This is a genomic window from Actinocrinis puniceicyclus (assembly GCF_018283645.1).
Classification (GTDB): domain Bacteria; phylum Actinomycetota; class Actinomycetes; order Streptomycetales; family Catenulisporaceae; genus Actinocrinis; species Actinocrinis puniceicyclus.
Genome location: NZ_JAGSXH010000027.1, coordinates 1 through 20,471 on the forward strand (window position 1 = coordinate 1; position 20,471 = coordinate 20,471).

14 protein-coding genes are annotated in these 20,471 nt (G+C 69.5%); 6 read left to right on the top strand and 8 right to left on the bottom strand.

The window, feature by feature from the left end:
• Positions 1 to 926 precede the first annotated feature (926 nt).
• Together KGA66_RS10280 and KGA66_RS10285 are read left to right on the top strand one after the other, a co-directional pair.
• On the top strand, positions 927 to 3,119 hold the full coding sequence (locus KGA66_RS10280) for a hypothetical protein (protein WP_211467141.1): 2,193 nt from the start codon (positions 927 to 929) through the stop codon (positions 3,117 to 3,119).
• Positions 3,116 to 3,604 (top strand): hypothetical protein, encoded by a 489-nt coding sequence (locus tag KGA66_RS10285; RefSeq protein WP_211467143.1) that lies wholly within the window; start codon positions 3,116 to 3,118, stop codon positions 3,602 to 3,604. Before KGA66_RS10280 ends, KGA66_RS10285 begins: the two co-directional genes overlap by 4 nt.
• Before the next feature lie 382 nt (positions 3,605 to 3,986).
• Here the strand turns inward: KGA66_RS10285 and KGA66_RS10290 are convergent, their stop codons facing one another.
• The 6 genes from KGA66_RS10290 to KGA66_RS10315 all read right to left on the bottom strand — a co-directional run bounded on the left by KGA66_RS10290 (position 3,987) and on the right by KGA66_RS10315 (position 13,805).
• Complete coding sequence (locus KGA66_RS10290; RefSeq protein ID WP_211467145.1) at positions 3,987 to 6,965, bottom strand: TniQ family protein; 2,979 nt, start codon at positions 6,963 to 6,965, stop codon at positions 3,987 to 3,989.
• Positions 6,962 to 8,008 carry an ATP-binding protein gene (locus KGA66_RS10295; protein ID WP_211467147.1) on the bottom strand — a complete coding sequence of 349 codons (1,047 nt, stop codon included), beginning with the start codon at positions 8,006 to 8,008 and terminating at the stop codon, positions 6,962 to 6,964. The genes KGA66_RS10290 and KGA66_RS10295 overlap by 4 nt, the downstream gene beginning before the upstream one ends.
• Positions 8,005 to 10,050 (bottom strand): TnsB C-terminal domain-containing protein, encoded by a 2,046-nt coding sequence (locus KGA66_RS10300; RefSeq protein ID WP_211467149.1) that lies wholly within the window; start codon positions 10,048 to 10,050, stop codon positions 8,005 to 8,007. Before KGA66_RS10300 ends, KGA66_RS10295 begins: the two co-directional genes overlap by 4 nt.
• A complete protein-coding gene (locus KGA66_RS10305; RefSeq protein ID WP_211467151.1) occupies positions 10,047 to 10,841 on the bottom strand; it encodes a TnsA-like heteromeric transposase endonuclease subunit in 795 nt (264 codons plus the stop codon). The genes KGA66_RS10300 and KGA66_RS10305 overlap by 4 nt, the downstream gene beginning before the upstream one ends.
• Before the next feature lie 186 nt (positions 10,842 to 11,027).
• On the bottom strand, positions 11,028 to 12,179 hold the full coding sequence (locus KGA66_RS10310; protein ID WP_211467153.1) for a C40 family peptidase: 1,152 nt from the start codon (positions 12,177 to 12,179) through the stop codon (positions 11,028 to 11,030).
• A 213-nt stretch (positions 12,180 to 12,392) separates the two neighbouring features.
• Complete coding sequence (locus tag KGA66_RS10315; RefSeq protein ID WP_211467156.1) at positions 12,393 to 13,805, bottom strand: NYN domain-containing protein; 1,413 nt, start codon at positions 13,803 to 13,805, stop codon at positions 12,393 to 12,395.
• 104 nt (positions 13,806 to 13,909) lie between these two features.
• Between KGA66_RS10315 and KGA66_RS29955 the strand changes: the two genes are divergently transcribed.
• The 4 genes from KGA66_RS29955 to KGA66_RS32050 all read left to right on the top strand — a co-directional run bounded on the left by KGA66_RS29955 (position 13,910) and on the right by KGA66_RS32050 (position 17,389).
• On the top strand, positions 13,910 to 14,797 hold the full coding sequence (locus tag KGA66_RS29955) for a rhomboid family intramembrane serine protease (protein WP_211467158.1): 888 nt from the start codon (positions 13,910 to 13,912) through the stop codon (positions 14,795 to 14,797).
• 293 nt (positions 14,798 to 15,090) lie between these two features.
• On the top strand, positions 15,091 to 16,362 hold the full coding sequence (locus KGA66_RS10325; protein ID WP_281416543.1) for an MFS transporter: 1,272 nt from the start codon (positions 15,091 to 15,093) through the stop codon (positions 16,360 to 16,362).
• A gap of 83 nt (positions 16,363 to 16,445) precedes the next feature.
• Positions 16,446 to 16,727 carry an Lrp/AsnC family transcriptional regulator gene (locus tag KGA66_RS10330; RefSeq protein ID WP_211467162.1) on the top strand — a complete coding sequence of 94 codons (282 nt, stop codon included), beginning with the start codon at positions 16,446 to 16,448 and terminating at the stop codon, positions 16,725 to 16,727.
• Positions 16,728 to 17,008: 281 nt separating this feature from the next.
• Positions 17,009 to 17,389, top strand: coding sequence for an Lrp/AsnC family transcriptional regulator (locus tag KGA66_RS32050; protein WP_211467164.1), 381 nt, complete (start codon positions 17,009 to 17,011; stop codon positions 17,387 to 17,389).
• Positions 17,390 to 17,719: 330 nt separating this feature from the next.
• On the opposite strand, the gene qcrB is transcribed toward KGA66_RS32050, so the two are convergent.
• Complete coding sequence (gene qcrB, locus KGA66_RS10340; RefSeq protein WP_211467166.1) at positions 17,720 to 19,360, bottom strand: cytochrome bc1 complex cytochrome b subunit; 1,641 nt, start codon at positions 19,358 to 19,360, stop codon at positions 17,720 to 17,722.
• Positions 19,357 to 20,463 carry a cytochrome bc1 complex Rieske iron-sulfur subunit gene (gene qcrA, locus KGA66_RS10345; RefSeq protein ID WP_211467169.1) on the bottom strand — a complete coding sequence of 369 codons (1,107 nt, stop codon included), beginning with the start codon at positions 20,461 to 20,463 and terminating at the stop codon, positions 19,357 to 19,359. Before qcrA ends, qcrB begins: the two co-directional genes overlap by 4 nt.
• Between the last annotated feature and the right edge of the window lie 8 nt (positions 20,464 to 20,471).

A 20,471-nucleotide genomic window follows, 5' to 3' on the forward strand; every position in this document is an offset into this window, starting at 1 on the left:
GGCATCCCGCGTTCTACCAGGAGCTTCGTTGCCTCCCACACCCAGTCCACATCGTGATCAAGCTGAAACCCTTGCCCCGCAAGCTACCTGAAATCATGTCAAACTGGACCTAACTTTAGGGCAGTGGCCCGCACGGTCTATGCCCACATCGCACACGGCCAGATCATTCGTGGCCGAACATCACCACCGTCAGCCCCAGCGTGAGCCTCACCGAGCGGTTTTTACACGTTCCACTGTGCTGGACGACCCGACAGGGTCCGCAATCGAGGGGTTTCACCAGATCGAGTGAGAGCCTTGGCCAGCCAGTATTAGGGTGATGCCTATGTGCCGAACTCCCGGCCAGCTGGACTGAGACCTACACCAGAACTGTAGATCTACAGGCAGCTGTAGGTTCTCAAGGTACTTTGCATCAGTGGTCACCTGACCTGCACTGACGCTAGGGCTCTCACGAACTTTACGCCGCTATTTCTCGCCGATTTTGCGTTTTCTTCAAACAGGGCGAGGCCCTGACCTAAGACGCCACGCGCCATCAAGATCAAATGTGAACGGAAGTGCCGTGGGGTCTGACGGTGCAAGGACCGTGTCCGGGCGGGGGCGCCGGACGGCAGAGGTCCCTGCCCTTGGCGAAGTTGTTGAGCCCGGAGACTGGCTGCGTTACCCTGAATAATGAAGGTGTGGTACATCCGCACCATATGCGTACCGCTCCGGTTATACGGAACTGCACCTCGTAGGGTAAGGATCTGCGGGGTGAAGAACGGCTGGCCCCTGCCATCGGTGGGGAGTCCGGGCCCTGTGGCCTGGCGGACCAGCAGTTCGCCCAGTCCCGTGGAACGCCGGTCGGCATGGTGACACGCCGGACCCTGAGCCGGTGGGGCGCTGTGACGACGCCCGCCGCCCTCGTGACGGCGCGCAGTGGAGTCTTGGGCATGGCGCCCTGGACAGCAGGCCTGGCCTGCGGCGCGCTGATCTTCGAAGGGCATTTTTTTATGAGCCTCGACGCGTTCGAGAACGAGAGCCTTCCGCCGCTGCTGCGCCGTCCCGATGAGGTGCCGGAGCCGGTGCCGGTCACGCAGCTGCGCGGTTTCCGCAAGACCCTGCTCGACAACCCGATGAACTCGCTGGACGAGGACGCGGCGAACGTCGTCACCGGCGGCGCCGTAAGCCCCGCGCTGCTGCGCAAGCTTGTCGAGGCAACCGGGGACACGGCTGAGGCCGGCCTGCTGATGGCCAAGCCCGTCGTCGGCGGCACCCTGTACGCCATCCCGCCGCACCGGCGCTTCACCGACCTGGACGTGCTGCCCGACTTCCTCAACCAGCGCTGGGTGCACAAGCTGCACACCGCGATGGACGACAAGCACGCGAACAACGCTCCGATCGTCTACAACACGTTCACCGACGAGGAGACCGGGCAGCCGAGGGCGCTGTTCGTGGTCCGGGTGGCGGACCGCCAGGCCCTGGCCGACGCGATCACCGAGAGCATGCGTCAGACATACGACGCCCAAGGGCAGAAGAACGACTACACCGACAGCGTGCTGCAGCACGGCATCAAGGAACCGCTGACGCTGTTCCTGGTCCGCGTCAAATACGACGACGGCGTCGAGGAGACGTACACCGTCGCCGGCGACGGCAACAGCCGGCTCGTGAGCATGTGGCTGGCGCGCACTGGCGGCAACATCGACGAGGCGGCGGCGGCGTGTGTCGCCGCGGTGATCGGCCCGGTGGACCGCTCCGGCCCGCGTCGGCCAGCCGACCAGCGCTCGGCGCGGTCGAAGGTGACCGAGATGGTCGCCCGAGTGCGCCGCGGGTTGGCCGAGAAGATCCTCACCGAGGCGACCCGCCGCGAGGGGCATACCCTCACCTTCCCGGCCATCGTGGTGGTCGGCGCCATGGGGGAGGACGGCTCCGCGTTGCCCGACCTGGTCGCCGCCCGCGACGACCTTGTAGCCAACCTGCATGTCCACGTCACCCCGTGGGACGAGGGCGCGCAGAACACCCAGGGCATGCAGCGCGTCTACCGGCACGCCCTGCGCGAGCACCTGGTCGACGACGACACGTACAAGGTGCTGCTCGGCGAGGTCGGCCCGGCTGCGATGCACAAGCTCCTCGGCCTGCCGCCGCACCGGCTGTGGTCGGCGGCCCTGCACCAGCAGTGTGCACTCGCCGGGCAGGCGGACAGGATGAACCGGCTCATCAAGCAGGAGTTCGGTATGGGCAAGGCCGACCGCCAGAGGGTGAGCGAGCGGATCGCACCGATGGCATTGTCGGCCTACCGCAGCTCCGCCTCCATCGACCAGTTCGTCCGGGCCCTCGGCAACGGCGGCACCATCACCGACACGGTGTGGAAGCGGGACTGGAAGCTGACCCACGGCGCCGACGCCCTTAAGGTCCTCGACGACATCCTCGAGCGGGCGCTGCGGGGCGAGGCTAACGCCGTGGCCGAGCTGACCGTGCTCGGCGGCACCGCCGCGATCCTCTCCGGCTTTATCACCCGCGACCGCGGTTCCAAGCTCGCCGCTGCCCGTGAGCTGCGGACCGCGCCGCTGCGGCACACCCCCAACGCCCTGCTGGCGGTGCTGGCGAGCACACAGGGCGGGAGGCGGATGCTCCACTCCATCGCCTACGCGCACGTCGCGGCCGATCCGAGCATCGTGCCAAAGCAGTTCCACACGGTCGTGCGGGAGATCGACGGTGTAGTGGTGCAGGATGGCGCCCCGGTTGTCGACAAGGCCGGCGCGATGGTCTCCATCGACTACGAGTGGGACCTTGTCTACGCGGCCAGCCCGGTGGAGGCCGAGGCGTCGATCGCCGAGCTCAAGAAGAAGCTCGACGGCAAGGGGGGGAGCGGCAGCACTTCGGAAACGGAGGACGCGCGGCAGCGCAGGATCCTGGAGAACGCGATCAAGGCCGCCAGCAAGGCCGCATTCACGCTCGCCAAGATGACTCAGACCCACCCCCGCGGTCGCGACGTTTTCGGCCTCACCACCAGCGTCGACGCTCTGCGGCAGCAGTTGAACAGCATCACCGAGACCCTTATCAAGTTCGGCCCCGTGGCCGACGTGATGCCGGACCCGGAGGGCGAGGACGAGTACGAGGACGAGTACGAGGACGGTGACGAGTGAGTTCGGTGCCGATCCCCGGTCAGATCCGTCAGCGGCTCGCACCCGTCGTCCGCACCCTGGCGCCACTCCTTGATGCTGGTGCCCTCGCCCGCGCCAGCAACCCGGACGTCGGTCTGGCCTGCCGGGCCACGGTCGAAGCCGCTTGGCGCGAGATCACCGCGCCGAGCGCGGTGTACGCAGCCTGGGATGCACGGGGCTGGTGCCGCTACGTCGGCAGTGTGTACCGCCAGCAGGTCACTGCGGTCGGCGACCGTCTTGCTGAGCATCACCGGCACCCGCAGCACGGGCCGGCCCGCCGCCGCGACTGGGTCCTGATGACCGTCCTGCCGATCCGCGCGGGCGCGCTGCACAAGGCCGTTCTCGCCGCCGAGGGATGGGCAGCGCGGCTGCTCGTCCCGCTCGACGGCGGTGCCCACCCGGCGATCGACCTGATGCAGCCGCCCGACGCCATAGCTGCGGCGATCCTCACCACGCCCGGCGCCTGACGGCGCCGGGATCCGTGAAGACGACCACAGCCAGCAACTGATTGCCCGTCGCCTCCGAAGGGGCGGCGGGCCTGCGCATGAATGCTGGGCCGAGTGCAGTCGCAGAACCGGGTGGTCCAGCCGCCGCGGCTGGTCAGCCTTCAACGATCTTTCATTCTGCGAAAAGTAGGCGAAAATCCGATGAGAAAGCGAAAAGTTGAACGAGAGACCCTACAGCAGTGTAGGTTCTCACCGTAGGTGTCGTGCCCTGGTCTGGCGGCCAGCGGTTTTCGCTGGTTTTCTCGCGGACTATCTCCGGCGGGTTCTCAGCGGTCTTTCGTTTTCCTCACAGGCACGGGTGATCATCGCCGACAGTTCGGCGGTTCGGGCAAGTCCGCCAGGGTCAGGCCGCGTCGCGATGGTCGCAGCGTTCGATTTCGCGTTGCGCGGCGCGGTGTCCGTCGGGGGTGAGCTGGTAGTAGATGCGGCGTTTACCCGGTCCTTTGCCGGGGGGCGCTCCGGCGCGCCACTCGTCGTCGTCTTCCGGCTTGCTGGTGAGCCATCCTCCGTGCTCGAGCTTCCTAAGCAGCGGGTAGAGCGTTCCCATGTCGATGCCGGTCGCCTGGTGGACTTCGAGCCCGTAGAACTCGCGGTCCGGGGTCTGGAGCAGGTGGCGCAGCAGGGCGAGGGTCGGCGGGCGGATACGGTAGCGGGCGACCGGGATGTCGTCGTAGGGGGCCTGCGGGCGGCGTGGGCGCTGCGGCGCGGCGAAGGCGCGGTGAGCGGCATCGAGCACGTCTTCGGGTGGGAGGTCGAATCCGGGCCTGTCGCGCAGCGCCTCGGCCATGAGCGCGTTGACGTCCTCGCGTTCGAGGTGGCGCAGCAGGCGGGTGCCGGCCTTGGTGGGGTGCTGGGGTGTGCCGATCACGGCGCGGTCGAACAGCGCGGTGCCGAGGTCGTCTTCGAGCCGCTGAAACTGGTGGATCAGGGATGAGTGCGTGATGCCGAGGTAGGTGCCCGCGGTGGTGGCGGTGGGAAAGCGCATGGTGATCTGGAAGCGCCGCAGGCGTTCCCAGCCGCGCAGCCCGCCCTCCACCGCCTGCCGGATCGCGCGGGGGATGCCGGGTGGGAGTTTGGCAATCATTTCGGGGAAGCTGTGGACTCCTGGCAGGCGTGGGGTGATGCCGTGGCGGTACAGGGCGTGGTTGACGTTCATCTGGTGGGTGTCCAGCTCGCGCGCGATGTCGGCGGTGGACCGTCGCAGGGTGTGGTACTGCTCGCGCAGCCACTGTGGGTCGATCGGGAACGGGTCGATCGCCTTGGCCAGGGTGATGCCGGCGTCCTTGGCGTAGGTCGCCAGGAGTTTGCGGCTGTAGCCGGTGTCCTTCGCGATCTGTTTGAGCCGCCGTCCACCTTGGACGTATTCGTGTTCGAAGAAGTCGCGGGTCAGCAGGTGCGGGGCCCGCTGGCGGCGTATCCAGGCGTCGGGCCCGTGGATCGACCATTGCGGTTCGGGGCGGTCGATGCGCTCGATGGCCAGGCGGATGTGTTCGCTGTGCACCCCGAGTGCGCGGGCCGCCTCGGCGACCGGGCGTTTGTCCTCGATGACGATGCGGCGGATCGCCTCGAGGTCGAGGGTATCGAGGTCCACGCCGGGCCAGGGCAGATGCTCGGCGGTCTCGGCGGGCGGGGACCAGGCGACCGGTTCATCGATGCCGTGCTGCTCGAGCAGGCCTGCCGCGTATTGGTGCAGGGCCGTGCGCAGCCGCGGGGTGAGCGCGAGGGCGAAGCCGAGGTAGTTGATCCGGTCGCCGGGACCGGTGAAGGTCAGCGGGTAGGCCGGGTCGGAGAGGTCTGATCCGGTGAGCAGGTGGTGCAGGTAGCGCTGGGCGTGCAGGTGGCGGGCCCGTCCGGGGCGCGCTCCGGGCTGGGTGCCTGCGGACAGCGCGAGATCGCACCAGGCTGGCCAGTCGATCGGATCGGCGGGGAGCTGTTCGCGGCGGCGCTGGTAGTCGATCGGCGACCCATGGGCGTCGAGGTAGTCGGCCAGGCGGCAGAGCACTGCGAGGACCTCGGTAAGCGCGTCCCCGCTCGGGGATCCGGGCAGGGCGCGGAAGAACTGCAGCGTCACCGAGATCTGCTGGCTTGTCAGGTGTGGGCTGAGCAGAGCGGCGAAGTCGGACAGGGTGCGCCCGGCGGTAGCGGGGATCAGCAGGCACACGCTTATCACGGTGCGGAACTGCTCGGCCTCCAATCCCGCGGCGGGCAGCAGCTTCGCGGACCAGTCCGGCCACAGCACCTGCGGGATAAGGCGTCCGCGCCGCGGCGCGGGTCCGACCGGCGGCGTCTTGCCGCCGCGCACCGGCCGTGCGATCCGCTGCGGCGTGACCGTCATCGATTTCATGCGCAGCCGGTCGATCGCGATCAGGTCCGGGTCGGCGGCGCGGATCATCCGCCGGTCGAATCCGCTGGCCAGGGCCATCCACTGGTCGCGCGCCATGCCCGGTGGCGGGATGCGCGCCGCGCCCGGATGCCGGCGTAGTACCTCGCGCACATGCGCGACGGCCTCGTGCTCGGGGCCGGCCATCACATGGTGGGCTTGGCTCACAACCGCGGCTGTGAGCAGCGCGTCGCGATGCAGCCGGGCTTCCATCACTCTTCCGAGCCCGTCGTGGACCGGCGCATCGGTCTTGAGCGTGCCGCTCTTCGCGTGCCGGCGCATCAGCCACAGCGCGACCGTCGGAAGATCGGCGAGTACTGCGGCGGCCGTTTCGCGGCTGCCAGGATCGTCGAGGTCGGCCAGCAGTTGCTCGATCCACCCGGCGGTGCGGGCAAGCGGCGGTGTCAACCGCCTGCCGGGCTTGGCCAGGCGCAGGTCCGCCGCGCACCGTCCCCCTCCGGGAGCCGGCCGCGAGCAGCAGAAGGCTGGGAGCATCCTCCGGAGCCCGGCGTACAGGTTCACGCGCTGCACGCCGCCGCACTCCTGGCACGTGTCGCGCAGCAGCCTCGCGTGCCGGGAGCAGGCGAAGACCCAGGCCAGGCGCCATCGCAGCGGCCAGATTCCGTCCGAGGCAGCCAGGCACTGCGGGCAGTAGCGCGATCCGCCGGTGCGCAAGTAGCCGGCGATCCGCAGCTCGCCGGGCGCGAGCAGCGCGAGCGTCCCGGCCGGCAGCCCACTCGCCTTCTGCGCACTCGCGATCTGCCCTGGCGTCAGCTCGGTGACCAGCCGGGAGATGCGGCGCATCTCGTCGGGGATCCCGAGGCGGGGCAGCAGGTGCGCCGGGGCGATGGCGTGGCGTGCCGCGAGCGCCTCGATCCACGAGTCGATCCCCTCGTCCGGCCGCGGCGCGCGGCGCAGCGGGAGCAGCCGGATCCGGCTCACGCCGCGGCCTTCGCCTTGACCTGGCCCGGGCGGCGGGCCTGCTCGCTAGCCTCATCGATGCGCACCGTGTCGAGCAGTTCGCGGGTCAGCGCCTCGGTGCCGGTCTTGATCGCCTTGTAGCAGCCGCGGGTGATCAGCGTCATGAGCGAGCCGATGTGCCCGCCGGTGCGCGCGAACAGGTACTCGGCCAGGGCAGCGAGCTGGCCGGGATGCGCGCGGGCGAGCACCAACTGCTGCTCGATCGCCTTGACCAGGGCCAGCCATTCCTGTTTCTGGCCCGGGGTGAACGCGGCGACCGGAAGGCGCGTCCAGCGCCGGGCGCTCTGCGCCAGTGCGCTGGCCGCGCCGGTCAGGCCCTCGGCGAAGAACCGGCGTTCCGCCAGCCCCACCCCGGCGTAGATGAAGGTCACCGGAAGCTCGTTCGCCAACCACTTGAGGTGGTTGTTGACCGCGATCCCGTCCCGGCTGCGCTGGTCGATGAAATGGATATCGTCGATCACCCCGACCCGGGAATCGCACCGCAAGACACAGTCGAGCGCGTAGCTCGCCAACTGGGCCGCGCTTCCCCGGTCGGCTCCCGGATGCCCGTAGAACTCGCAGATCATCTTGTTCAGCGTGCGCAGCGTCGTGTTCGAGGTCAGACCCACCCGGAACACCGGGATCCGCTCGTCGCCGTCCTCGGTCACCGCACCGAACCGGCGCCGCTCGACCCGGTCGAAGTCGCGGGCGAACAGGTTCGCCACCGTGGTCTTGCCCAGCCCCGGCTGCCCGTCGATCACCGCCGCGCCCCGGACCCGGTCCGAATCCTGCCGGTTCGAAGCGACGATCAACTCCAGTTCGTCGTAGACGGCCGAGAGCTGCGGGGTGGCGATCGTGCCGAAGTTCGCGTGCCACTCGGCGCGCGCCTCATCGTGCTCGAACCTGGCAGCCTCCCCGAGCCCGGCCAGCTGCGCCGCGGACAGGTGCAGCGGGCGCTGGCGCGGCGCCGCCTCGACGAACCGGCGCCAGCCCTCCTTGCGCGAAAGACTGTAGGAGCCGGTCATTCCAGCACCTCGAGCGCGTCGGCGTAGAACCCGGCGACGTCGTCGACCACCTCGTCCTCCACATCGTCATCCCCACAGGCCAGCGGCAACGGCGCGCGCTCGCTGTCGATGGCCGGCTCGGGCGCGTCTTCTTGATCCCGTGCCGCCTCGAGCCCGGGCAGCGCGGCCCGCTCGGCAGCGAGGCGCGCGGCCATCCGCCGCTCACGCCGCCCTTCCACCTGTCCAACGCTCCACCGCTCGAGAACTGCGGCCAGCGCCTCGACCGGGTCGGCGAACCGGTCCTCCCGCGCCGCCAAGCCGCGGGCGTAGCGGGCGGCCTCCGCGGAGAACGCGCTGCCCAACAACGCGGCGTGCTCCCACTCCAACCGGTGCCACCGTCCATCGTCCGGGTCCCGGAAATAGGCGAAGCGCACATCGTCCTCATTGCGCCGAATCGGCCAGCGCCCGCCCGCCGCCCCGCCATACGGGCTCGCCGCGTTCCGATATCCGTTGAGCGCGGCACCGTTGTAGCGCAGCCCGGCGACCTCGACCCCGTAGTGCTGGACCGTGCGCCAGTACACCGGCAGGAACTCGAAGACCAGATCCGGGTCGGCCGGCAGCCGCAGGCGCCCGGCCTTGGCAAGGCCGACCTCGAACATCTCGTTCGGCGAGAGCGCGAGCCCCGGCCAGTCGGCCACCACCAACCCGTCGTGCTTCCCGCAGTGGTACACGGTCGCGATCCAGTCCCGGACCACGTCCTCAAGCTCGTGCAGGAACAGGAAAGCCTGCTCCTGCACGGCCTCGCCCCGGCTGTGCACATCCGGGCCCTTATAGGCAGGCAGATGCTGGATCAGGCCCTCGCGCAGGGTCTTGAAAAACCTCTCCACCGTCGGCTTATCCGTAGGCTTATACGGGTTCGCAGGTTGTATGGAGATACCGAGCCGCGCACACACCCCGATCACGTGCGCCGACAAGAACGCCTTGCCGTGGTCGACCACCAGTGTCGCCGGCGGGCACCAAACCGACGCATCCGGCGCCTCCGCCTCGGTGAACACCAGCCGGTCCGGAACCGCGCCAACCACTGCCAAGCCGGTGCGCCGACCGGGATCGCCGCTCACCGCCTCGAACAGCACGCCCGCGACATCCACCGCCTTCGTGGAAACCGGTGTCACCCGCAGCCCCACGATCCGCCGATCGAACAGGTCCTGCGCCACCGTGAGCTGCGCCTTCACCCACCGGCAGGTAACCGGCTCCATCGCGTACACGTCAAGATCCTGGGTATCGAGCACCACGTACTCGCCCGGCCGAGTTGCGCGCAACCGTCCATATGCACCGCCGGGCCGCTGCGCGATCGACCGGCGATCCTTGGCCGAACCCGCCACCGCATTCGTGCCCTTCGCCAGCTCCGCCAACCGCCGATACGCCGTGGCCCGCGACGGAATCGGCACCACGCCCGTCCCGTACTCCCGCTCCAGGCGCGACGTGACCCGGGTGAGCAAAGCACCGCGCGTCGGCGTCGAAGCAGCCACTCCCGCCGCGAACTCCGCACGCACCGCAGCCTCCCAGCGCGGATCGACATTCGAACCCCGGCCCCGCCGCACGCGCTCGTCGACCAATCCGGCCTCGCCGCACTCCCGGTACAGCCCCGCCCACCGCTCCACCGTGCGCGCGGTCACCGACAACTCCGCGGCCTTCGCCGCGTAGCGCGCCGTAAGCGAGACACCCGGAGCATAGGCCGGGCGCGGCTCACCCGGCGCCGCCTCACCCGAATGCCCAGAGGCGAACCCCGTGAGCACCTCGCGCACATGCCCAGCGATCTCGCGCACCCGAGCCAACTCCTCGGCCGAGCATCCCGCCAGCACCAGTCCCGGATCCACCCCCGCGCCCACAGCAGGATCGAGCGAACGCACCCGCGCGGCGAACTGCGCCAGGGCGACAGAGCGGTACCTTCCCCGCGCCAACTGCACGGTGACACTTCGCCCATCGAACTCCACCACCCGCGCCGCATCCCCGTCGAGCAGCACCGTCGAACCGACCATGACCGTCACCGAACCCCCGGTCATCGCATCCCGCCCACAGCGGCAACCGGCGTCGAGACATCGAGCGGCCTCGACAGATCCGCATCGAGCAGCCCACGCCACAGGGCATGCAGCACCACCGGCCGCACCCACCCACGATCAGCCCCTTGAGCCGCCACCCGCTCCACCTGCCCGAGCGGGACCGGCTCGCGCGCCGCGGCAAGAACAGAGCCGACCAGTTCCTCGCGTATCAACCCGACCGCGCGGTACCCCGCCAGGAAGCGGACGTTCTCCAGCACGACGGGATCAACCCCCGACCACACCTCGAAACCGAACTCGAACCGGGCGCACATTGCTTTCATCCACGCGAACTGCGCGACCACCCGCTGATCGGCAAGCCGTGAGGCGGCCTTGACGTCCACGAACGTCAGACGCCCGCCCCGATGAGCAAGCAGCAGATCTGGAACGTGTCTACGTACGCGGCCGTCATCCATTCCGGCCAGCCACACCGGCTGAGCCGCCATCGCCACCACGTCCGGATCCCGATCGGCCAACATGATCCGCGCGAGTTCCAGCCTGGACTCGTACACCACATGACCGGCGGTCGTGGCAGCCCAGTACCACCCCGAGTAATGCCGTCTCCCGCGATACCAGCGAAACTCCCGGACAGGCAGGCCCGCCAGCACGTCATCCACCGGCAACCGGTCCAAGGTCGCGTCCACGAAACGCCCATCGCTCCCGCGGAAGCGCGCCACCACGTCCTCGGGCTGCGCGGGACACGGCAGCCCGACCCGGGCCTCTGATATACGAGCCATGACGTGAACATGGAGCGCCATGCGCACATTAGGAAGCAGCACGACCGCGATTCACTCCGCCGAGCGATACATCGCTCACAACGCCAGCCGCCAACATGGAATCCGAGCCTGGGCCTCGATTCTCAGCGATCTTTCGCAGACGACACGGTGACGAAAATCCCGCGAGAAACCGAAAGATCTAATGAGAACCTACAACGCGACGCCCGCTCAGCCCTCCGGCCGTACCACCTTGGCCACCGGCATCGCGTTCAGCGGAACGAACTGCACGACCGACCCGGGCCGCGGGGCGTGGATCACCAGGCCCTTCCCGACGTAGATGCCCACGTGGGTGTGGCCGGCGAAGTAGATCACCAGATCGCCGGGCCGGATGTCGGAGAGCGGGACGCTCCGGCCGGCGTCCGCCTGCTCCTGCGAGGTGCGCGGGAGCCGCACGCCCGCCTCGGCCCAGACGTGCTGGGTCAGGCCGGAGCAGTCGAACTCTGCGGGCCCGGTCGCTCCCCACACGTACGGCTTGCCGAGTTCTGCGTAAGCCGCGGAGACCGCCGTGATGGCCCGGTTCGCGTCGGGGTCGGGCGCGGCGGCACCCGCGGCGGCTTCAGCGCCGGCCGCGGGCACGCCGACCGCCGAGAGCAGCGAGCTGAGCGACGGCGCCGCGGCACCCACCTTGCTGCCTAGCCCGTCGCCTGTCCCCGCAGCGGGCGCGAAACCGAAGCCGTCTCCCGCGGCGAGCAGGGCCGCGACCCGGCTGCGGTCGGCGGCATCGAGCCCGGAGATGCGGTCGCGAGCGCGGGCGAGCTCCAGCTCGACTCTCGCGCGGTGCACGGCCAGCTGTCTCTGCGCGGCGCCCAGGTCCGCCAACTCGCCCGCGGAGTCCCGCTCGAGCTCGTCCAGTGCCTGCCGGTCCCGCAGCGCCTGCACCACGCGCTGGTGTTGGGCTTCGGCGAACTGGTCGTTCGCCCCGGCCTGGGCGAGGTAGCTGTCCGGATGCGCGAAGAAGACCAGGGCCATGGTCGGGCTCATGCCCGCGTCGCGGTACTGCGCGGCGGCCAGGCGGCCGAGCGCCCCGGTGGCGGCGGCGAGCCGGCCGCGCAGCTGGGCAGCGCGCGCCCCGGACTCGGCGACCGCGGCCTGGAGGCGCGCGATGCGCTCCTCGGTCGCGTCGTACGCCTGTGTATCGGCCTCGGCCTGCTGGTACAGCAGGGAAACCTCGGCCTTGACCGCGTCGGGGCCGGAGCCCGGTGCTTCTCCGGCGATCCCGGGCTGCGCCGGGTCGGCGTGCCCGACTGTGGGCACCATGGCGGCAGCGGCGGTCGCGGCCACGACCCCGGTGGCACGCACCAGGCAGGTACGAGAGCTCACGCGTCTGCGGGACGCCACGATCGGCGTCACTCCTCTCACGCTCGGCTGTGGCCCTGCTGTCCGCGCGGATACCTGACTCCGGCCACCCCCGAATCAGCGGACCGAGTGCGCAACGTAGCGACTACGTGACTCCGAGCGCAAAGACGTGTCACCCGTTCGACTCAGTGCGCCACCGTGCGCCACCGTGCGCCAACGTCCGGCGAGCGTATGGTGTCAGCCGCGTGCCAGTGCCCGCACGAGCATCGCGGACGGCACCGGCCGGGCCCCGGAGCGCCGCACGCCGTCGGCCACCTCGCGGTCCGACGAGACCACGATGAGCGGGCGGCCCTGCGGCTCAGCGGCGACGAGGCGACGGATCAGCTCGTCGGCGATCTCGCCGGGATGCGAGAACAGGACGCGGACGCCTTTGTGCTGCGGCACGGGGACGGGCCCGCCGAGTTCGGCTCCGTCGAAGACGCAGGTGATTTCGGCACCCGTGCGCGCCGCGATGGAACCCAGGCCGCGCAGCAGCCGCACCCTCTGCTCATGAAGCGACAGCGTCGGGTAAGCGGTCTTGGTGACGTTGTAGCCGTCGATGATCATATGAGCGCGCGGCAGTGCGAGCAGTTGGTCGAGCATCGCCGGGTCGTCGTGCGCGCGGGCCTTGCCCTGGATGTCGCCGGTTCCGGGCGCGGCGGGCCGCAGCGCGTCGACACTGTCCGCCGGGCGCTGTTCGGTCGGGGAGAGCGCCAGTTCCCTGCGCAGACCCGTGGCGGCCTCGGAGATGGTCTCCAGCAGCAGGCGCAGCCGCACCTCCCCCGCGCTGCGGTTCTCACGCACGCTGCGTCGTGCGGCCTCCAGCGCGGCCTCCGCGTCGGCGAGCCGGCCGCGTACCCGGCGCAACTCGCTGTCGGCCTGGGAGACGGCCGCGGCCGCCTCGGCTCGGGCCGCCTCGGACTCCGCGTGCGCCTGGCGCGCCTCGGCCTGCGCGCGTCGCATGTCGGCCTCCAGTTGCCGGTTGCGGCGACGTACCGAGTCGCCCTCGCGGCGCTCAGCGGCCACGTCGGCCTTGAGCCGCTCGACATCCGCCTTCGCCGCGTCGCGTAACGCGTCGATCTCGGCCTTGAGCCGCGCCACCTCGTCGCCCAAGTGTTCGTCCGCGATGGCGCGTTCGGCGTCACGGGCGGCCCGCTCCGCCTCCTGCACGACGTCGGGCCATCCGGCCGGACGCACCAGGTAGGCGAGCGCGGCCACGTCGCGCGGGTCGGCCGCGGCCGGCAGCACGCCGGCGTGGAAAGCCGCGACGACTTCCGGGAACGCTTCGCGCACCCGGTCGGCGATCCGCTCGCGGAAAACTGCGTCGGTCTCCACCGCGGCGGCCAGCGGGGTCGCGGCCAGCTTGGCACGCTTGGCGGGGGTGAAACGGGCGAAGGGGCGCAGCGCGGTGGGCAGCTGGGAGGGCGGCAACACTCCCGCGGTCTCCGCCGCCAGCGAAACCACCCGCTGGCGCACGGCCTCGCTCAGCGGCGCGGCCAGCCGTTCGGAAGCGGCCTGCAGCCGCTGGTCGGAGCTGTCGGGCGACGACGGCTCAGCGCAGCCTGGGTCCTGCGCCTCCCGCTCCTCGCCGTCCACTTCAGCTCCTCTCATATTTCAAGGGTAGAGGGTGGATTCCCAGACGCGGGCTTCGTCACGCGCTTCCGCGCGCGCCGCCTTCGCTCCTGACGCCCGAAAAAGCGGGCACAATCGGTTGCGTGGTGATCCCGATTCACGACAAGAATCCGGTGCGCCGTACCGCCTACGTCACCTACGCGCTGATCGCGCTGAACTTCCTGGTGTTCCTGGTCGGTCCGAGCGCCTCCGTCATCGGCAGCCCGACACCGGCGCAGGCGTGCGCGCAGCAGCGCTACTTCGTCGAGCACGGCGCGATCCCGTACGAGCTGATGCACGACCAACAGCTCACGCCCGCGCAGGAACCCGCGATCTCGGTCGACACGAACGCGGGTGAGCGGATCTGCGTTCTCGGTCCGCTACCACACAAGGTGCCGGCCGTCTCCGTTCTCACCGCCATGTTCATCCACGCCGGCTGGCTGCACCTGCTGGGGAACATGTTGTTCCTGTACGTCTTCGGCAACAACGTAGAAGACCGGCTCGGGCGGCTGCACTTCCTGCTGTTCTATCTGGCGGGCGGCTATATCGCGGCCTATGCCTTCGCGGCGATCAATCCCGCTGCGGTAACGCCTCTTGTCGGTGCGTCGGGCGCCATCGCGGCGGTCTTGGGTGCGTATCTGTACCTGTTCCCGAAGGCCAAGGTGACGAGCCTGGTGCCGTTCCTGTTCTTCATCCCGCTGCGGTTTCCGGCGTGGGCGGTGCTCGGCTCGTGGTTCGTCCTGCAGTTGCCGTCTGTCCAGCACCTGCTCGGCGAGCCGACGGACACCACGGTCGCGTACGTCGCGCACGTCGCCGGCTTCATCGCAGGCTTCTTGTACATAATGCTCGTCGCCGGACGCGGACGGGCTGGTCCGCCGCCCACCGACCGGCAACGCGGGCGCAGGGTCGAGCCGCCGCCGGGATGGGGTCCGTATGACCCGTACGGCACTGGAAACCCGTACCCGAAGCGTTATCCCAATCCGCCCAGATAACGCGCCGGCTGTGTGTCACGAGTCACCTAGGTGACACCTACGTGCGCGCAGTCGCCCATTTGCCCCACGGCGGCCGACTGGAACCGGCTGGGGCCCGCTGCGGCGAGGAAGGTGCGCACGGCGTCGCGGTCCACCCGGGCGACCATACCGGGACAACCAACCATTTGTGGCTCGCTGTCGCGCCGCTTGTTTGATCCTCCTTCCCGGCCTTGATTTGATTCGCAGCGATCCGACTGCGGGTTGTGTCGTGTAGGGGTCGTAAAGGGGGAGGCGCGCGGCTTGCAGGACGATCCCTGGGGCGGCGCTTCGGCTGGCTCTGGGCTGCGTATGCGGTGAGCGCCTACGGGTCCGGGCTGGGGTTCGGGGCTTTCCCGCTGATCGCCGTTCTGGCGCTGCACGCCGGGCCGGGGCAGGTCTCCGCGCTGTCCGCGGTGGGGCCGGCCGTGGGCGCGCTGATCGCGGTGCGACTGGCGCCCTGGGTGGAGTTTCACCGCAAGCGGCCGGTGATGATCGCGATGGATTTGACCCGCTTCGCGGCGATGGCCACGGTTCCGGTCGCCTACGCCTTGGGCCGGCTCGGGCTCGTCCAGTTGTTCGTCGTCTCCGCCGTGGTCGCCGCGGCCAAGATCGCCTTCAACGCCGCCGGGGGCGCCTATCTCAAGCTCCTCGTGCGCTCTGAGGACCTGCTCGTGGCGAACGCGCGGTTCGAGTCGACGACCTGGAGTTCCATCGCGGTCGGGCCGCCGCTGGGCGGCGCGGCGATCGGCCTGTTCGGGCCGGTCATCACGGTGGTGGCCGACGCGCTCAGCTACCTGCTTTCCGCACTCGGCCTCACCGCGATTCGCGGCCGGGAAGAACACCCGAGCGCGCCCGGCCGCAGCCCGCGCCGCGCCGGCGAGTTGCTCGACGGCTGGCGGCACATCCTGACCCATCCCGGACTGCGGGCGCTCTACCTCAACACCGTGCTCGTCTCCGGATTGATCATGGCCACCGAGCCGCTGCTGGCCGTGCTCCTGCTGCGCCGGCTCGGGTTCCCGCCCTGGCAGTACGGTCTCGCCTTCGCCGCGCCTTGCGTCGGCGGGCTCATCGGCTCCCGGCTGGCCCGCGGTGTGGTGGCCCGCTGCGGCCGCGACCGGGTCCTGCGGACCGTCGGCGCCTTGCGCGCCGTGTGGCTGATCGGCCTGGCCTTCGTCGGCCACGGCGTCGCCGGCCTCGTCACCGTGATGGCGGTCCAGTTCGCGATCATCGTGAGCATGAGCCTTTTCACCCCGGTGCTCGCGACCTACCGGCTCGAGCACACCCCCGCGCGGCTCGTCGCCCGCACCCTGTCGGCCTGGTCGATCGGCCAGCAGGCGTGCATCGCCACCTTCAGCGCCCTCGGCGGCCTGGTCGCCGACATCACCGGCCCACGCGCGGCGCTCGCGGCGGCGGGGCTGCTCATCCTCGCCAGCCCGCTGCTGCTGCCGCGCCGTCAGCCTCCGGCGAACATCGACGGCGCAGAGCCGAAGACAACCGGCCCGGACCCCCGGCAACCGATCCCGAGCACGGCTTCGGCACCGCCGTGATGGCAAGCTCGCCGAGCTCGCCGACGCGCAGTGCGGAGCTTCACAGCTAACACGGCGCACGGCCCCGGCCTTAAGGTGTCGACATGGTCACAGCGATTGTCATGATCAAGACGGATGTCGACCGGATTCCCGAGATCGCGCAGGAGGTCTCGGCGATCGAAGGCGTCAGCGAGGCGTACTCGGTGACCGGCGAGTGGAACCTGATCGCCGTCGTGCGCGTGCGGGCACACGATGAACTGGCCGAGGTGATCCCCGGACGGCTGAACAAGGTTCCCGGGATCGTGCGCACCGAGACGCACATCGCCTTCCGCGCTTACTCCTCGCACGATCTTGAGGCGGCTTTCTCGCTCGGATTCGACGAGTAGCCGAGGGCGGCCCCGGGCCCGGGCATCCCCCGGCGCCGCAACGGACCTCTGGACGCCTGCGGCCCTCCCGGGATCGGGACGCGGCCGGCGAGTCCTGTTGCGTCCACCGGCGATCCGGTGGACGCAGCTGTTTGTTCGCTCCGTGTGACGGCGGCGGGTGGCGGATTGGGTGGCGTGGTCGCGTTCAATGTCGCCGACAGCTTGTCAGGTTGCGCCTGACGGGCTAGTCTCGCCACGAGAGCTGTCAGGAAGTACCTGACGCACTCGAGTCGAGGAGAGCCATGAGCAGCACCCCCGCCATCCACCTGCCCGCGACCCACTGCTCCTTCTGCATCAAGCCCGCGCCTGAGGTGTCCAAGCTGATCGCCGGGCCCGGCGTCTACATCTGCGACGAATGCGTCCAGATCTGTATCAACATTCTGGCGCAGGCGCAGGTGGAGGCAGCGCAGCCGCCCCCCGAGATCCCCGACTGGAGCGACATGGACGACCAGCAGATCCTGGACCGACTGCCCGCGATCGCCGCCGTGAGCACCCAGGTCGATCTGAGCTTGCAAGCCCTGGTAGACCTCCTGCGGGAACGCAGGGTCGCCTGGTCCCGGATCGGAGCGGCTCTCGGCGTCACCAGACAGACCGTCTGGGAACGGTACTCCACAACGCAATAGGCGCCGAGACCCGCGGTAAGTCAGGCCTCGTGCGCGACCGTCAGACCACGGCGCAGCAACTGCACGGCGGGCAGCTCCCGCACCGATGCCGGCGCATCAGGCGCATCGATCGCGCCCAGCAGCAGCGTCACCGTCTCGGCAGGACCCCCACCCGGCTCCTCACACCCGCAAAGACACGACCACGCCCAAACGCATCGGTCTCCAGGACCCGGTCACAGGTCCTGGAGACCGATATCACGAACGAACACGGACCACGAATCCGCCAACAGCGTCCCGGGATCGGGAGGGGGGCCGCAGGCGTGACAGTCGCAGCCCGACGGCCTGGGTCGCTCAGTGGTGGCCGCTGGTGATCGACTCGCGGTACTCCTCCGTGGACGGCTTCTCCACGCGGGTACCGAAGTACCAGCGGGTGAACCTCGCGCGCAGCTTCGCGCGGCGCAACCGCGGCGCCGGGATGCCGTTCGCGTCCGCCGCCTGGGCGATGCTCAGCGGACGGTGCACGTCGTGGGCGGTCAGCCGATAGCGGTCCCCGTCCGAGATCGGGGCGTGGACCTCGGAGAACTCGCCTTCCGGAGAGCGCACGATGACGCCCGCCTCGCGGCCGTGCAGCACCTTCTCCCTGTCGGCGCGCTGCAAGCCGTAGCAGATCCGCCTGGTGATCCAGAACGCGAACGCCGGCCCGACGAACACCACCACCCGGCCGGCCCAGGTGATCGACTCCAGCGACAGGTGGAAGTGCGTCGCGATCAGGTCGTTGCCGCCCACCACCCACAGGACGCCGTAGAAGGTGCAGCCCGCCACGCCGATCCCGGTACGCGTCGGCACGTTGCGCGGCCGGTCCAGGATGTGGTGCTCGCGCCGGTCCCCGGTGACCCAGGCCTCGATGAACGGATATACCGCCAGCCCGGTGAACAGTATGCCCGGCACGATCAACGCCGGAATCAGCACGTTGAGCGAGAGCGTGTGCCCGATGAAGTTGAACTCCACGTTGGGCATCATTCGCAGCGAGCCTTCGAGGAACCCGATGTACCAGTCGGGCTGGGATCCCGCAGTCATCTCGTTGGGCACGTACGGGCCGTAGGTCCAGATCGGGTTGATCGACACCAGCCCCGCGAGCAGCGAGATGATGCCGAAGACCAGGAAGAAGAACCCGCCCGCCTTCGCGATGTAGACCGGCAGCAGCGGAAGGCCGACCACGTTCTCGTTGGTGCGCCCGGGACCGGCCCACTGCGTGTGCTTCTGGTAGAAGACCAGGATCAGGTGCACGGTGATCAGCGCCAGTATCAAGCCGGGCACCAGCAGGATGTGGATCGTGAACAGGCGCGGCACCAGGTCGTGCCCGGGGAACTCGCCGCCGAACAGGAAGAACGAGACGTAGGTGCCGATGATCGGGATCGAGAGGACGACGCCCTCGGCGATGCGCAGACCGGTGCCGGAGAGCAGGTCGTCCGGCAGCGAGTAGCCGGCGAAGCCCTCCAGCAGCGCCATGACGAACAGGCCGAAGCCGATCAGCCAGTTCAGCTCGCGCGGCTTGCGGAACGCGCCGGTGAAGAAGATCCGCAGCATGTGCACCGTGATCGCCATCACGAACACCAGCGCGGCCCAGTGGTGGATCTGCCGCATCAGCAGGCCGCCGCGCACGTCGAACGAGATGTTCACGGTCGACGCGTACGCCTCGGACATCTTGATGCCGTCGAGCGGGGTGTACGAGCCGTTGTAGGTGACCTCGTTCATCGACGGGGTGAAGAACAGGGTCAGGAAAACCCCGGAGAGCAGCAACACGATGAAGCTGTACAGCGCGATCTCACCGAGCATGAAGGACCAGTGGTCCGGGAAGATCTTGCGCAGGTTCTTCTTCGCCGCGCCGGCGATGCCGAGGCGCTGGTCCAGGTAGTCCGCGGCCTTGCCGGCAGGTGTACTCGGGGCGGTGCCGTCGCCGAACCCGGCGGCGTGCGGAGTCGTCGCGGTCATCCGCGCTCCCAGAAGCTCGGGCCGACCGGCTGGTCGAAGTCGCTCTTGGCGACCAGGTAGCCGTCGGCGTCAACGGTGATCGGCAACTGCGGAAGCGAGCGCGCGGCCGGCCCGAAGATCACCTTGCCGCCGTCGGACAGGTCGAAGGTGGACTGGTGGCACGGGCAGAGCATGTGGTGCGTCTGCTGCTCGTACAACGCCACGGGGCAGCCGACGTGGGTGCAGATCTTGGAGAACGCGACAATGCCCTGGTATCCCCAGTCGCGCTGCTGCTGGCTCTTGATGTCCGCCGGGTCCAGGCGCACGAGCAGGATCGCGGACTTCGCCATCAGGTCGTTGTACTGGTCACCCGCGGTCAGCGCGGCCTTCGGCCGACCCTGCACCAGGGTGCCGATGGTGATGTCCTCCGGCTTGACACCCTGCCCGGTGCTGCCGTCGATCGACACGGTGTTGTCGTTGATGATCAGCTCGCCGGCCTTCCACGCGGTGTGGCGCAGCGAGTCACCCGGCAGCGGACCCAGGTCGCGCAGCACCCACAGCGCCGGCAGCGGCAGCACCGCGAGCGCGCCCAGCAGGGTTCGGCGGATGAGCGGCCGGCGCTTGATGCCGGAGTCCGCGACGCCCTTCTCGAACTCGGCCACCGCCTGCGCCTTGGCCTCGGAGCCGGACTCGAGCAGGTGGCGCTCCTGCGTGAGCTCCACGTCCGTCATCAGCGTCCTGGCCCAGTAGACGGCACCGGCGCCGAGGGAGAACAGCGCGATGCCCAGCAGCATGCCGAGGGCGAAGTTCGACGCGGATACGGCGCCGATCGGGAAGAAGTTCACCACGGCGGTGCGCGGCACCTCGGTGTAAGCCACCATGAAGCCGATGGTGGCCAGCGCCGAGAGCGCGAACAGCGCGGCGACCTGCCGTTCCGCCTTCTGCGCGACCTTCTCGTCTATGTCGGTGGCCCGCGGCCGGTGCGGTTCGAGGCCCGGATCCGCGAAGGGGTCCTCGGGCAGCTCGACCTCGTGGCCGTGGCCGTGCTCGTCCACCGCGACGGGACTGCGCTCGTCGTAGCCGAGCTCAGTCAGGTTCGGGTGCCCGTTCTCGTCAGCAGTCATCGCTCTTG